Below are 13,929 nucleotides of genomic sequence, written 5' to 3' on the forward strand. Positions count from 1 at the left end.
GGGGTCCGCTGCTGCGGACCCCACCCCGGCGGTTCTCGTTGCGGAGCCCGTCGTCAGGACCGGCGGCCGGCTCGCCGCGTCAAGGCCCGCAGGGCGGCGGGCGCGACGGTGAACACCGCGACGGCCGCCATGGCCAGCAGCCAGTTGCGCAGGTAATCGAGCGGCAGCACCGTCGGGTTGGCCACGGGGCCGGGGCGCAGGAGCGGAGGGAGTGCGATCACCGTCAGGGAGCCCGCGACGATCAGCGCCGCACGCGGAACTCCCCGCAGGCGCAGGCCCGCGGCGGCGGCGAGGGCCGCGACGGCGAGCACGAGCGGCGCCACGAACCCGTCGTGCACCACGACCGCTCCGCCGAGCCACACGGCGATCCGCCACGGCTCGGGCTGACGGAGCAGCAGCGATCCGCCCCAGGCGGCGCACAGCAGCCCGAGTCCGCCCGTCACGTGTCGGAAGTTCATCACGCGACCTCCAGCCGGCCGACCCACTTGGTCTGGAGCACACCGGGCCGGTTGGGGGCGATGATCCGCGCCGGGTAGCCGTGATCCAGGGACAGCACCTCACCGTTCAGCCTCAGCGCCAGCAGGGTGAGCGGGTCCTGCGCGTACAGGCGTCCCATCTCCATCACCCGGTAGGCGCCCACCGCCTCCAGGGAGACCACCCGGGCTCGGGCGTCCGAGCCCCCGCCCGCCCGCTCCAGGAGGTCCCGTACCCGTACGCCGGTCCAGTGCGCGGACTTGCTCCAGCCCTCGACGCAGGCGAGGGGCAGGGTGACGTCATGCTGGCGCATGGCGCGCAGCTCCTCCAGCGTGAGGGTGTACGGACGCGGCCCGTCCACGGTCAGCCGCCAGTCGGCCAGCGAGGCCCGGGTGACCCCCGCGGCTGCGGCCGTCCGGTTCACGGGCAACCCCTGCACCCCGTGGGACGGGCTGCGCGGGCCGAACAGTTCGAGCGGGCCGAGCGCGGTGACGGACTGTCCGACGGTGGTCAGCGTCACTGCGCCGACCGCGGCCGTGACACCGAGGAGGAGTTGCCTGCGGTCGGGCCCGTCGGCCTCGGGCAGGGCCAGGGTCCCGGGAGAACGGCGTGTGAAGTGGTCCCGGATCCGCGGCCATTGCACGGCTACGTGCAGCAGCAGCGAGCCCAGGAGGAGCCAGGCGACCGCGTAGTGCACGGGAACGAAGTTGAAGGGCCACGGGTACCACTGGAAGGTGTTCAGCAGGCCGGTGAACAGCTCGAACAGTGCGGCCGCCACGAGGACGGCCACAGAGATCCGCTCCAGCGCGTGCCGCAGGGACCGCACCGGCGGCCACGCGAACAACCGCGGGTAGACCGCCCACAGCTTCGCCAGCAGCAACGGGACCGCCGCGATCCCGGACGCGACGTGGAGGCCCTGGGTGAGCCGGTAGCCCCAGTACGGGCGGCTCGGCAGCCGGTCGGCCAGCCACCCCGGCGGGTGCTGCAGGTAATGGCTCAGCACGCCGGTCACGAAGCAGACGACCATGGCCAGGCCGAGCAGGCGGCCGATCGCGGTCGCGGTACGGGCATCGTGCAGGCGCGCCGTGAAGGTGACGTGAGGCGCCGAAGGCAGGGAGAAACGCATGCCCCCATCACACCCCCGACGAGGGCCGCGCACGTGGCGCGAACACCTTACGAAACAGGGACGTCCGAGGTGGCGAGGTCCGCAGGAGGGCCGGTTCCTGCAACGCTTCCGCAGGTGAAACCGCTGACCGCCCTCCCCCCGCGCACCGCCCTCGCGACCCCCGCCCTCGCGACCACCGCCCTCCTTCTCGCCGCACTCACGACGGTGCTCGCCCTCACCGTGCTGTACGGGAGCTACTTCAGCGATCCCGTCGGGCTCTTCGGGTGGTACGCGGTCTGCTGGGCGCTGTTCGCCGTCGCGCTGCTCGCGCTGCGCCGGGTCCCGCCCCGCCGTGCCGCGTGGCTGATCGCCGCGGGGGCCGTCGCCGTCACGGTGACCGGCCTGCTGGGACCCCCTCGGACCAGCACCGACGCGTACCGCTACGCCTGGGACGGCCGCGTCCAGGCGGCGGGTGTCTCCCCGTACGACCATCCTCCGCTGGGCCCGGCCCTCGTCCGGCTGCGCGACCCCTGGCTCTTCCCCACCGGGGCCGCCTGCCAGGGCCCCGACCTCGCCCGGATCCCGGCCACGGACGGTGTGCGCCACTGCACCCGCATCAACAGGCCTGCCGTGCACACCATCTACCCGCCCGTCGCCCAGGCGTACTTCCTGGCGGTGGACCGGCTGTCACCCGCCGGCGCCCGGCACAAACCGCTCCAGTCCGGGGCCGTCCTGCTCTCCCTCGGCGTCACGGGCCTGCTCCTGGTGATCCTGCGGCGGCGCGGTGAGGACCTCCGCAAGGCCGCGTACTGGGCCTGGTGCCCGGCCGTTCCACTGGAGGTGGTCAACAACGCGCATGTGGACGTCCTGGGTGTGCTCCTCGCGGTCGCCGGACTCGGCCTCGTCGCGTCCCGGGCCCTGCCCCGGCGGGCAGCGGGCGGCGTGCTGATCGGCGCCGCCATCGCCACGAAGCTGATGCCGGCCGTCGTCCTCCCCGGCGCGCTGTCCGGGGTCCGGCGGGTTCGTGACGCGGCTGCGGTACTGCTGCCGGCGGCAGCCTTCACGTTGCTCTCCTACGTCCCGTACGTCCTGCTCTCGCGCGGCTCGGTCTTCGGCTACCTCGGCGGCTACGTCGACGAGGAGGGCTACGACGACCCGTCGTCCGGGTCCCGCTACTCGCTCCTGCGCCTGGTCCTGCCGGACACCTGGGCGTTCCCGGTACTGCTCGTCATCATCGCGGCGGTGTCGCTGTACGTGATGTGGCGCGGGGATCCGCGGCGCCCCTGGAGCGGCGCCCTCCTGGTCACCGGCTGGTCCTTCCTCCTCCTCACCCCCGGCTACTCCTGGTACGCCCTGCTCCTGATCGCCCTCGTCGCCCTGGACGGACGCTGGGAATGGCTCGGCATCCCCCTCGCGGGGGCCGCCGTCTACGTATTGGCCCCGGCGCTCCACTTCCATCCGGCGCTGAGCAACATCGCGTACGGGGCTGCAGCAGTTCTCGTCCTCGTGATGAGCCGGGTACGACGCGGAGCCGCCGCGAAGACGGTCTGACGACCCGGCTGCGGCCCTGTTCGCGTGGTCTAAGGTGCTTCCATGAAGGTCGACGTGCTGACCGAGACCGTGATCGCCGCCCCGTGCGAGCGCGTCGCCGCCTACGCCGCCGACCCCGTCCACGCACCCGAGTGGTACGCCAACATCGAGTCCGTGCAGTGGCTGACCCCGCCACCGGTGGGGGTCGGTTCCCGGGTCGCATTCGTCGCCCGCTTCCTCGGCAGGCGCCTGGCCTACACCTACGAGGTCACCGCCTACGAGAGCGGCAGCCGCCTGGTCATGCGCACGGCCGAGGGCCCCTTCCCCATGGAAACCACGTACACCTGGGAGCCGTACGGCGAAGGGGCGGCCCGAACCCGCATGACACTGCGCAATCGCGGCGAGCCACGGGGATTCGCGTCCGTGGGCGCCGCCGTGATGGCGGCGGCGATGCGCCGAGCGCAGAAGAAGGATCTGGCGGCGCTCAAGGCACTCATGGAGCGCTGAGCGGGGTCGTACGCCCCGTAGGATCGCCGCTACCGCGCCGTGACCCACGTCACATGCGACTTCTGTCAGGAATCGGTGCGCTGTTCCGCTCAAGTCACCGACACCAAGCGGACCGACCGACAGGAGCAGCACATGAAGCACCGCATCGTCGTCCTCGGCGCCGGCTACGCCGGGTCCTACGCAGCCGGGACCCTGGCCCGCCGCCTGTCCCCGGCGGACACCGAGATCACCGTGGTCAACGCCGAGCCGGACTTCGTCCAGCGGCTGCGGCTGCACCAGCTCGCGGCCGGCCAGGAGATCGAGGCCCCGCAGCTCGCCGACGTCTTCGCGGGCACGGGGATACGGCTCCGGGTGGCTCGTGTGACCGGCATCGACCCCGAGCGCCAGGTCGTCGCCGTGGCCGACCCCGGCTGCCGCGGTGAGCTCGGCTACGACACGCTCGTTTACGCGCTCGGCAGCCGCGGCGCCGACCACGGCGTCCCCGGCGTGGCCGAGCACGCCTTCGACATCGCCGCCCGGCCCTCCGCGATGCGCCTGCGCGAGCGCCTGGACAGCCTGGACAGCCCGGACGGGCGGGACGGGCGGCAGGCAGGCGGGAACGTCCTGGTCGTCGGCGACGGACTGACCGGCATCGAGACCGCCACCGAGATCGCCGAATCACGGCCCGGCCTGTCGGTGACGCTCATCGCCCGCGGCGAGCTGGGCGCTCCGCTCTCCGCCGGAGCCCGCAGCCACCTGCGCCGGGCCTGCGACCGGCTGGGCGTCACAGTCCGGGAACACACCCACGTCGAAGCTGTCGAAGCGGCACGGGTGCTGTGCGCCGACGGCACCGTTCTGGCGTCCGACGCGACCGTGTGGACGGCCGGCTTCGCGGTCGCACCGATCGCCGCCACGAGCGGGCTGGAGGTCACCGGGAACGGCCGGATCGCCGTCGACCGCACCATGCGGTCGGTCTCCCACCCCAACGTCTACGCCGCCGGGGACAGCGCCTACGCCATCGGCGACAACGGGCAGCCACTGCCGATGTCCTGCGCCTCGGCCGGCTACACCGGCCGCCAGGCCGTGGACGCGATCGTGGGACACCTGACCGGCCGCGAGATCCCGAACGGCACGCTGGAGTACGTGGGCAACCACATCAGCCTGGGACGGCGGGACGGCATCCTGCAGATGGTCGACGGCGAGGCGGAGGCGAAGCCGAAGTACCTGGGCGGCCGGAAGGCCGCACGGATCAAGGAGGGCATCCTCAAGATGTCGCTGTGGGCCACCTCGCACCCGACATTCGGCCTGCCCAAGCGCAGGCACCGCCTGGCCGCCGCGCCGAACGTGCCCGCCGAGAGGGCGGCCGCGTAGCCCGCCGCCGGGGGCGCTGGGGGACCCTGACTCCGATTCCATCCGGACAAACTGGGTAAAATGTTGCAAAAGCGACGGAAGCGGCGTTCTCCTTTACCCGTCGGGAGGCGTAGGGCGATGGATCCTTGGCTGATCTGGTTGATCACCGCGGCTCTCCTGGGTGTGGCGGAGATCTTCACTCTCACCGCCGCACTCGGGTTGCTCGGCGGCGCCGCGCTGGTGACCGCGGTCCTCGCGGCGATCGGACTGCCCCTCCCCTGGCAGCTCCTGGCCTTCACCCTCGTGGCGACGGTCGGCCTGGCGTTCCTGCGCCCGATCGCCATGCGCCGCCTGATGCCACGGGAAGTCGCGCGCTTCGGCGTGGAGGCCCTGGTCGGAGGGGCCGCGTACGTGACTGCCGAGGTGACGGGATTGAGCGGCAGGGTCCGCATCGGCGGCGAGGAGTGGACGGCCCGCGCCTACGACGAGACGCAGGTCATTCCCCCCGGAACAACCGTCGACGTCATCGAGATCAAGGGCACCACCGCGCTGGTCTACCCCCGGGAGTGAACCATGGAGATCTCGGCGTTCCTCATCGCCGGCCTGCTGGTCGCTGTCTTCGCCGTCTTCACCGTGATCCGCGCGGTCCGCATCGTCCCGCAGGCCCGCGCCCGCAACGTCGAGCGGCTCGGCCGCTACCACCGCACCTTGAAGCCCGGGCTCAATGTCGTCATCCCGTACATCGACCGCGTCTACCCGGTGATCGACCTGCGCGAGCAGGTTGTGTCGTTCAAACCGCAGCCGGTCATCACGGAGGACAACCTGGTGGTCGAGATCGACACCGTCCTCTACTTCCAGGTCACCGACCCGCGTGCTGCCGCCTACGAGATCGCCAACTTCCTGCAGGCGGTGGAACAACTGACCGTCACCACACTGCGCAACGTCGTGGGCTCCATGGACCTGGAGAAGACGCTGACCTCCCGGGACACCATCAACAACCAGCTGCGCGGCGTGCTCGATGACGCCACCGGCAAGTGGGGTCTGCGGGTCAACCGGGTGGAGATCAAGGCCATCGACCCGCCGCAGTCCATCAAGGACGCGATGGAGAAGCAGATGCGGGCCGAGCGGGACAAGCGGGCCGTCATCCTCGGGGCCGAGGGGCAGCGCCAGTCCCAGATCCTGACCGCGGAAGGCGAGAAGCAGGCCGCGGTACTCCGCGCGGAAGGCAACCGGACCGCAGAGATCCTCAAGGCGGAGGGCCAGGCACGCGCCATCGACGAGGTCTTCCAGGCAGTCCACCGCAACGACCCCGACCCCAAACTCCTCGCCTACCAGTACCTCCAGACGCTCCCCCAGCTCGCGCAGAGCCCGGGAAACACCTTCTGGGTGATCCCCGGCGAGGTCACCTCCGCTCTCCAGGACGTCTCCCGCGCCTTCAGCGAAGTCCTCCCCCAGTCCGCCGCCACCCGCCGGACGTCATCGGACGACCTGGCCATCCAGGCCGCGAACGACGCGGCGAAGGCGGCAGAAGCCGCTGCGGAAGCCCTCGCCGACGCGGCGGAAGCCGACGCCGCCACCACGACCGGCGCGCTGCCGCCCCCTCTCGAAGCCACCGAGCGTCACCCCCAGCCGGAGACGCCACCTGCCGGCCCCCCGGACTGAAGGCCCGGCAGAGGATCCCGTCTCTCGTACAGACCTCGCCCGGAGCCGTCCTGGCGGGTGCAGGGTCGGTCGGATACGCGGTCGCCTTGCAGAGGGCCGGACCGGGTACGCGGTGGCCGACGCCGAGCGGGCTGCATCGGTAGGTGAGGACCCGCTGAGAGGACATCTCGCGGGTACGCACGGGAGATCCTCAATCGATGGTGAAGCCCCAGAAGATGCCGACTTCCGTGGCGGAGACAGCAATCACACCACAATCCATCACGTGGCTGGTGAAGCCCTCATAGGCGCCCTCGCGACGGAACATGTCGGCATGGGGATTCTCTCGCGCCGTCGCCGCATTGGTAAAAAATAGCGCGTCCTCCCCGAATCTTTCCAGGATCGTTCTCGCGTGCGAGGTCAGCTCAGCCTCTCGCGCATCGAAATCCGGAATGTCCTCTGTTTGGAACCACTCACCCTGGAGAGTGACCAGGATTTGTTCGGTGCCCCTCCTGGACACAGGGAAGGCCGTGCTGAAGTCTCCTGGCGTGACAGCACTGAACGGGCTGTCCGGGCCGGTGCCGTAATCGCCCCCTCCCGGTGCCGCGGCAACCTTCGACCAGCCACGCGGATCGTCCGTCCGCAGCTGCATGACGTCGAGGGCGTCCAGGCGCCAGTCATCGCGCCGCCGCGCCCCCACGGCCGCGAACATGCCCTCCCCGAATAGGGCCCGCAGGGAACGGCTCCACGAGGTGGCGTCAATCCGAGTCATGGGCCTTACCTCAGTTCTCCACGTGCGCACTACGGGTGCTGGGTCTTGTCGGTGGGCATGGAAGTGAGAACGACGAACGGCGGGTGGCTCCCCGGGTTGGGTCTCAGAACGACCCATACATTGGTCACGTCACGCGCAGCGGTGTCGCCCCGGTCCCACGACCTGGAGCGTGACGAGTTGGGTCCAGGGTTACCCGCGAGCCAATTATCGATCTTCCTCTGATTGTTCGGTTCATCCAGGGCTGCCTGAGTATACCGCTGCGCGTCTGTAAGGCTCCCGAACGCCGAAACGGCCTCGGGTCGGATGCCGGAAGGCCTGACGATGTCACAGGTCTTGACCATCACGTCCATGACAGGGTGGCTGCTGGCCTGACCCGGCTGCGCCGAATCATGTTGGCGGTGGTCTGCGGCAGCCTGTACGTCATCTTCAAGAAGCGCGACTGGCTGTAGGCCAGGGCCCATGAGGCCTAACGGATTTCCGATTGCCGACGCATTCGAGAGGCCGCTCCAGCCCCGCGGGTGGCGCTTCCACGCCGGTCGCGTGTCCAGGCGGCAGCGATCCTGGCCGCCGCGGGGCCGGTGTCCGGCCTGGGCCGGCCGGCGCCGCCCCCGCCGCCAGGATCGCTGCCGCCTACCCGCTCAGCGCCAGGTCTGGTACGGGCTCTTCTGGGTGTGGGTCCCGCACGGGAAGGTACGGAGGTGGTGGGACGGGCTGTCGTCCAGGCACAGGCCGGTCTGCTGGTTCTTCAACTCGACGGCCCCGTCGGGGTAGCGGTGCACGATCCAGCTCTGGTCCTTGGCCTTGTCGCACGGATACGGCTCGACCTTGCCCCCGGGGCTGCCGGTCAGGCACCTGCCCGTGTTGATGTTCCGCAGTTCACGGGTGCCGTCGGCCCACCGGTGGACGTTCCACTTCTGGTGGTCGTTGCCCAGGCACGTGTACGTACGGATCCCGTGCTCGCTGTCGTCCAGGCAGGCCGACGTCGCATCGTTGCGGAAACTCTGGACGCTGTCGAGCGCGCTCGTCGGGGCCGCGTCGGCCTCGTGCGTGGCGGTGGCCGTAGCCAGGCCCGCGGCGAGCAGCACGCACGCGACGGTTGCCCGGAGCCTCTTCGTGGTCGTCGGAACGGTGTTCATGACTCTCTCCTCGGTGACTGGGAGGGGGTTCTGCGGAGGGTTGCGCGGGGCGGGGCACCGCCCCGCCCCGCGCGGACGGATAGACGGATGGACGGATGGACGGATGGACGGCTGGTCTGATGGACGGATCAGCCCACGATGTTGACGGGCCGGTAGGCGTGGTAGCCGTCGCGGCCGTTCACCCCGTAGGAGTGCTGCTTCCAGCGGGTACCGACCCCGCCCGCCTGCTCGTAGGACTTGTAGGCGGTGCGGGCCTTGTTGGCCCAGCCGTCGAAGATGACGACGTGGCGGTTGTCGGGGTTGTTGCTGTTGGCCTTGATGACCAGGTCGCCGGGGGCCAGGTCCTTCATCGCGATCCGGCGCGTGAACCCGTCGTTCTTCAGCGAGACGGTGTTGGGGCCGGGCTTCGACAGTCCCAGCGCCATGGAGACGTAACCGGAGCAGTCCTGCCGGTATCCGTCCTTCCACCGCTTGTTCTGGCTGTAGGGGACGGGGCGGCCGTTGTTCGCGGTCAGCCAGGTCTTCGCCCGTGCCAGCACCTGGGCGCGGGTGATACGGGGAGCCGCCTGGCTTGCGGGGGCCGATTCGGCGTGCTCGGCCCAGGGCGCGAGGGCACCGCCCGCCTCGGCGGTCGCCCACGCCGCGGACGCAGCGGATACGGAAGGAGCCGCAGGCGCGGACGGCGCCGTCAGGACGACGGACCCGGCGCACAGGACCGCTGTCAACGCTGCCATACCCCAACGGCGGGTGATCTTCTCGGACATGTGGATTCTCCTGTTTCTGTGTTCTCGCTCATGGCGGATGGAGGCGCCGGTCCACGCGGCCGGGCAAGGGCGTCAGGACTCCATGCCGATACGGGCCGGTTCAGGCCGTGCCGGTGAAGGCTGCGAAGCCCTGGAGTCCGGGTTGGGGAGGGACGGTTCGGTCGCCCTCGGTGACACCCGTGCCGGAGATGCGAGGCCGCCATGCGGCGCTTGCCCGGGTTGCCGGGCCGGACGAGAAGGAGTCTGCGGGCGGCGATGCGGCCCGGGCAAGGCTGTCCCGTTTGCTTCACCGATGTCGGGATCCCTAAGGTTCTGACCTGCTGGGACATGACCATCCCGGGACATGGAGCGGCCTGCGGGACATCAGTGTGCGGCCGTCGGAAGGAGGCGAACATGACAGGCCTCGGCGGACTGAACGGCAGTGCGGCGCAGCAGTTGGGGAGTGCGCTGAAGGCTTTGCAGCGGCGATCCGGTCGCACGCTGCGTTCACTGGAGTCCGAGGTGATGATCAGTGATTCGTCACTGTCTCGCTACTTGCGGGGCAGCACGGTCCCGCCGTGGTCGACCGTCCGCGACCTGTGCCGGGCCTTGGGCGCGGACCCGTCCGAATACCGCGCCCTGTGGGAGGCGGCGGACCGGTGCCAGCCGAAACCGCCCGCGGACGCGGGTCCGCCCGCCGCTGCGGAGGGTCGGTGGCGCCGTTGGCGGCGTACGGCTGGTCTCTGGGCATCGCACCGCTGGGTGTGGGCCGCGTGCGGTGCGTGCGTCGGCCTCTTGTGCGGCTGCGCTCTGGCGTTGTTCGGTCCGTGGCCGGAGGGTTCCTCACTGGGGCAAGGCGCACCGGGTCGGCAGGCGGCGTCCCCCAAAGCAGACGGAAAGGCCGGACCGCGGCTCGACGACTACAGCCGGATCTTCGTCAACCGGGTCACGGGCAACTGTCTGGACCACAGCCTCGACAAGGGCCTGCGTTCCTTCGAGCCCAACGGAATGAGTTACCAGAGGTGGACGGTCCACCCGTATCCCGACGGCACCAGCGAACTGCGCAACCACGCCACAGGCGCCTGCCTGGACAGCGGCGACTCCGCGCTGCAGGGCGCTTCCTGCACCAAGGCCCCCACGCAGAAGTGGGTGGTCACGGCCTTGGCTGACGCCTCGGTAGAGATCAAGAGCCGGACCACCGGAGCCTGTCTGGACGACAGCGACCAGGGGCTGCGGACCGTGCCCTGCGACGGCTCGAATCACCAGAAGTGGGGCTGAGGTGATGGAGGGTCCGCCCCACCACCACCCGCACCGGCTGAGGCAGGCTCAGGCCACTTCCACGCAGTCGAGTTCCGCGTAGTACTCGCCCTTGGTCAGGCGTACGGTGTTCCAGCCCCGGCGCAAGGAGACAGGCACGCTCACCTGCTGCCAGTTGTCCCATCCGGTGTGCGGATAGTCCACCCGCCCGTGGGCCGGGGCCTGCCCGTTGACGGTGAGGCCGTGGGAGGCCGGTACCCGCCCGCCGGCGCCGTCCCGGGAACCGTTGCCGTAACGGACCGTCAGCGTGTGCGGTCCCGCCGAGGCGGCGAAGACGGAGAACTCGACGAAGCTGTCGGGGTGGTCGATCCCGCCGACCGCCCGACCGTCCAGGGCCTTTGCCGCATCACGGACCACCGCCCGGTGCACCCGGGCGCTCTCCGCCTGATGGAGTACCTTGCTGCCGCGGACGACCGGACGGCCGTCCGCGAAGCCGAGGTCGGCGGCGTACAGGAAGCGTCGCTCGGAGCCGTCATGACTCCAGCCGTGGAAGAGGATCCGGTCCTGCCCGTCCGGCCCGGTCACGACATCCTGCCCTCCGGGGCCGCGGACCGCGCCGCCGAAGGACTCGGTGGACATCAGCGGCGCCGTCGCCTTGACGTAGGGGCCGGTCAGCCGAGTGGCCACCGCGTAGCTCGTCTTGTAGTGGTGGTCGCCGTAGAAGCCGGCCGAGTAGAACAGCACGTAGCGGCCGTCACGGCGCACGAGGGTCGGGGCCTCGACCAGTTTCCCCTCCCACTCGCGGTCCTGCCCGATCAAAGCGACGGGCTCACCCGTCGTGCGGGTGCCGTCCCAGGAGACGGGCTGCAGGTAGATCCGGGTGGCCAGCTCGCAGCAGTTCCCGTCGTTCTTCCAGAGCAGGTACCGCCGGCCGTCCTCCGTATAGCTTGCGGCGTCGATGGCGCCCCCCTGTTCGGCCGGGCAGACCAGCGGTCCCTCGCCGGTGGGCAGGAACGGGCCGTCGGGTGAGGACGAGAGGGCGACACCGATGCACTGCTTGCCGCTGGCCCGGTCACGAGCGGTGTAATGCATGGTGAATCCACGCCCGTTGGCGAACACCTCCGGCGCCCACACGAGTAGACGCGCCGGCTCCGCCCAGCTCCCGAGGCGGGGCAGGGGGTCCGTCTCGACCGGGGACCAGTGGACCAGGTCCGTGGACGTGGCGTGCTGGATGTTCGCCGTCTCACCGTTGGTCGCGTAGGCGTGGTAGGTGCGGCCCACCTTCACGACATCCGGATCGGGGAAGTTCCGGCCCAACACCGGCTCCGCCGTGTCGGCTCCGGCGGGCGGCGCAGCGAGGAGGCATGCGGCGAGCAGTCCGGTGGCCGTGACGGCGACCGACCTCCAGAACCGGGGTACGACTGTGGGGAACACCTGTCTTCTCCTTGGAGCCGAGGAGTTGCATGCGAGGAGGCTGCGCCGTCCGTTTCGATGGACTAACGCCCTGGACAGCTACCGGTTGCGGAAGCCGGCGAGCTGGCCGCTCCGGCGATTCCCCTTCCGGTCATCGGCGACCGTCGGGTGGGAGGGCTCCGGCGATCCGGCGGCAGGAATTCCGGCGAGGTCGTCGACGTGGAAGAGGCGGGCGATCGGTACGTCGGTGCTGCTGTGGGCGATGATCGAGAAGGCGATGCAGATCGCGATGAGGGTGTACGCCTCCTCGCCCTGCGGGATGCCTGCTTGCAGGACCAGCAGGCCGTAGACGACGGATGCGAAGCCCTTGGGGCCGAACCATGCGGCGACCAGCCTCTCCCGCCGCTCCAGCCGGGTACCCAGCAGCGACAGCAGCAGCGAGGCCGGGCGGATCAGGACGATCGCCAGGATCACGGCCGCGTACCCGCCGAGGGACAGGTCACCGAAGAGCTGGGGTGTGAGCAGGGCGCCGAAGACGAGGAGGGCGGCGAACTTCGCGAGCTCCGCCAGCGCTTCACCGAGCGGCTCGAACACCGTCTTGGCCTCGGGCGACACGCGGGCCAGGACGGCGCCGGCGGAGAACGCTGCCAGATAGGGGTTGGCGTGGGTGAGGTGGCACAGGCCGTAAAGGATGATGCCGGTCGCCAGGGGCAGCAGCGGCTGAAGCTTGGGTTCCGCGCCCAGCAGCCGCAGCCGCACCAGGCCGGCGACCGCGAGCGGGAGGACGATCCCGAAGAGGAGGCCGAGCCCGAGCTCCAGACCGATCATCGCGGTGGATGCCGGCAGCTGACCGGAGGTCGGTCCCGCGACGGCGATGAGGATCAGTACCACCGGAAGAGCGAGACCGTCGTTGATGCCGCTCTCCACGTTGAGCAGCTGGCGCAGCTTCGCCGGAACCTCCTTGCGTCCCACGATGGCCGAGGCGAACACCGGGTCCGTCGGTGCCAGCACCGCGCCGACCAGGAAGGACGTCGTCCAGTCCAGCCCGACGAGGTAGTGGGTGATCAGAGCCATGCCGACCATGGCCAGCGGCATGCCGAGTCCCAGGGCGCGGGCCGGGTTCTTCCAGTTCTCGCGCAGCTTCGGGAAGGAGACGTGCATGCCGTCGGTGAACAGCACGGCGAACAGGGCCAGATCGGCGGTGACAGCGACGATCGGGCTGTCGGCGGTGATGTGGATCAGCCCGAGGAACCCGTCACTGACCAGCGCCCCGCCCACGAGGAAGAGCAGCGAGGTCGACAGTACCGTGCGGGCGGCGAGCCCGGAGAGTAGGACCGCGATCAGCAATGCCACACCGAAGACAGCGACGAGCACCATGGCAGAAGCCCCCGATTCCAGAAGAGATGTGTTTCGTATCCGCCGACCAGGCTTCCCGGCACTCCGCCGGCTACTTTACGTATCCCTTACGCCGTCTTGACGGGGTCCTGACGGCAGTCCGGACGGCCACACGTTGCCGGGCTCCGGCATGAATGCGTCGCCTGTCGGCCGTTTATCGTGGGCGTACGCGTCGGAGAGGTGTCCATGAACGGAAATCCCCTGTACCACGGCATCGCGCTGGCGGTGGGCACACTGCTCGTGCTGCCGCTGCCGTTGGCCATGCTCAAGGGCTGGACGCCACGCGGGCTTCGCGGCCGGCGGCCGGCCGTCCGCCCCTACGCGGCGGCCTTCCTCTGCCTCTATGCCGTGATGCCCCTGAACGCCGTCCCCCGCATGATCGATGCCCCGTCGGGCGCCGTGACGGCCTGCACGGGGCTGGGTTTCGGCTTCGTGGCGGCGGCCGCGATGTGCTTCCTGCGCGCCGAGCGAACCTCCCGCCGTACGGACTCCCGCGCGGAGAGCTGACCGCCGTGCGTGGAGGCAGACTCGTCGGGGGGCGCGGCGCAACCTCACGGGGCGGCCACGGCTGACGTGCCGTTCAGCGCGGAGGCGATGGCCTGGCGTTCGGGCAGGTCTTCGACGGCTTCG

14 protein-coding genes and 1 pseudogene are annotated in these 13,929 nt (G+C 70.3%); 8 read left to right on the plus strand and 7 right to left on the minus strand.

Features of this window, described 5'->3' with window-relative positions:
- Window positions 1-53 precede the first annotated feature (53 nt).
- Window positions 54-458, minus strand: coding sequence for a hypothetical protein (locus AVW11_RS23510; protein ID WP_076045732.1), 405 nt, complete (start codon window positions 456-458; stop codon window positions 54-56).
- The gene (locus tag AVW11_RS23515) at window positions 458-1,600 is read right to left on the minus strand and encodes a molybdopterin-dependent oxidoreductase (RefSeq protein ID WP_076045734.1); all 1,143 of its coding nucleotides are present in this window, start codon (window positions 1,598-1,600) and stop codon (window positions 458-460) included. Before AVW11_RS23515 ends, AVW11_RS23510 begins: the two co-directional genes overlap by 1 nt.
- A 114-nt stretch (window positions 1,601-1,714) precedes the next feature.
- On the opposite strand from AVW11_RS23515, the gene AVW11_RS23520 reads away from it, so the two are divergent.
- From AVW11_RS23520 to AVW11_RS23540, 5 genes are all read left to right on the plus strand, one after another.
- Window positions 1,715-3,130 carry a glycosyltransferase 87 family protein gene (locus AVW11_RS23520; protein ID WP_167389243.1) on the plus strand — a complete coding sequence of 472 codons (1,416 nt, stop codon included), beginning with the start codon at window positions 1,715-1,717 and terminating at the stop codon, window positions 3,128-3,130.
- Between the two features lie 42 nt (window positions 3,131-3,172).
- A complete protein-coding gene (locus AVW11_RS23525; protein ID WP_060177361.1) occupies window positions 3,173-3,616 on the plus strand; it encodes an SRPBCC family protein in 444 nt (147 codons plus the stop codon).
- Window positions 3,617-3,748: 132 nt separating this feature from the next.
- Complete coding sequence (locus tag AVW11_RS23530) at window positions 3,749-4,966, plus strand: NAD(P)/FAD-dependent oxidoreductase (protein WP_076045736.1); 1,218 nt, start codon at window positions 3,749-3,751, stop codon at window positions 4,964-4,966.
- A gap of 117 nt (window positions 4,967-5,083) precedes the next feature.
- Window positions 5,084-5,515, plus strand: a complete 432-nt coding sequence (locus AVW11_RS23535) for an NfeD family protein (protein WP_030844095.1) — start codon at window positions 5,084-5,086, stop codon at window positions 5,513-5,515.
- Window positions 5,516-5,518: 3 nt separating this feature from the next.
- Window positions 5,519-6,607: an SPFH domain-containing protein gene (locus tag AVW11_RS23540; RefSeq protein WP_079250746.1), complete on the plus strand. Its 1,089-nt coding sequence runs from the start codon at window positions 5,519-5,521 to the stop codon at window positions 6,605-6,607.
- A 190-nt stretch (window positions 6,608-6,797) separates the two neighbouring features.
- Here the strand turns inward: AVW11_RS23540 and AVW11_RS23545 are convergent, their stop codons facing one another.
- From AVW11_RS23545 to AVW11_RS23555, 3 genes are all read right to left on the minus strand, one after another.
- On the minus strand, window positions 6,798-7,355 hold the full coding sequence (locus AVW11_RS23545; protein WP_076045738.1) for a hypothetical protein: 558 nt from the start codon (window positions 7,353-7,355) through the stop codon (window positions 6,798-6,800).
- Between the two features lie 638 nt (window positions 7,356-7,993).
- Window positions 7,994-8,491: an RICIN domain-containing protein gene (locus AVW11_RS23550; RefSeq protein ID WP_060177338.1), complete on the minus strand. Its 498-nt coding sequence runs from the start codon at window positions 8,489-8,491 to the stop codon at window positions 7,994-7,996.
- A 128-nt stretch (window positions 8,492-8,619) separates the two neighbouring features.
- Window positions 8,620-9,255 (minus strand): NlpC/P60 family protein, encoded by a 636-nt coding sequence (locus AVW11_RS23555; protein WP_076045740.1) that lies wholly within the window; start codon window positions 9,253-9,255, stop codon window positions 8,620-8,622.
- 393 nt (window positions 9,256-9,648) lie between these two features.
- On the opposite strand from AVW11_RS23555, the pseudogene AVW11_RS38545 reads away from it, so the two are divergent.
- Window positions 9,649-9,864, plus strand: a pseudogene (locus AVW11_RS38545) (helix-turn-helix domain-containing protein); the annotation flags it as partial.
- A gap of 186 nt (window positions 9,865-10,050) precedes the next feature.
- Window positions 10,051-10,512 (plus strand): RICIN domain-containing protein, encoded by a 462-nt coding sequence (locus tag AVW11_RS38550; protein ID WP_060177336.1) that lies wholly within the window; start codon window positions 10,051-10,053, stop codon window positions 10,510-10,512.
- A 48-nt stretch (window positions 10,513-10,560) separates the two neighbouring features.
- On the opposite strand, the gene AVW11_RS23565 is transcribed toward AVW11_RS38550, so the two are convergent.
- Together AVW11_RS23565 and AVW11_RS23570 are read right to left on the minus strand one after the other, a co-directional pair.
- Entirely contained in the window at window positions 10,561-11,925 is a 1,365-nt protein-coding gene (locus tag AVW11_RS23565) for a family 43 glycosylhydrolase (RefSeq protein ID WP_079250747.1), read from the minus strand.
- Window positions 11,926-12,003: 78 nt separating this feature from the next.
- A complete protein-coding gene (locus tag AVW11_RS23570) occupies window positions 12,004-13,281 on the minus strand; it encodes a cation:proton antiporter (RefSeq protein ID WP_076045744.1) in 1,278 nt (425 codons plus the stop codon).
- 204 nt (window positions 13,282-13,485) lie between these two features.
- Between AVW11_RS23570 and AVW11_RS23575 the strand changes: the two genes are divergently transcribed.
- Window positions 13,486-13,806 carry a hypothetical protein gene (locus AVW11_RS23575; protein WP_143568882.1) on the plus strand — a complete coding sequence of 107 codons (321 nt, stop codon included), beginning with the start codon at window positions 13,486-13,488 and terminating at the stop codon, window positions 13,804-13,806.
- The last annotated feature ends 123 nt before the right edge of the window (window positions 13,807-13,929 follow it).

Origin of the sequence: Streptomyces amritsarensis (genome assembly GCF_001953875.1) — a bacterium.
GTDB lineage: Bacteria > Actinomycetota > Actinomycetes > Streptomycetales > Streptomycetaceae > Streptomyces > Streptomyces amritsarensis.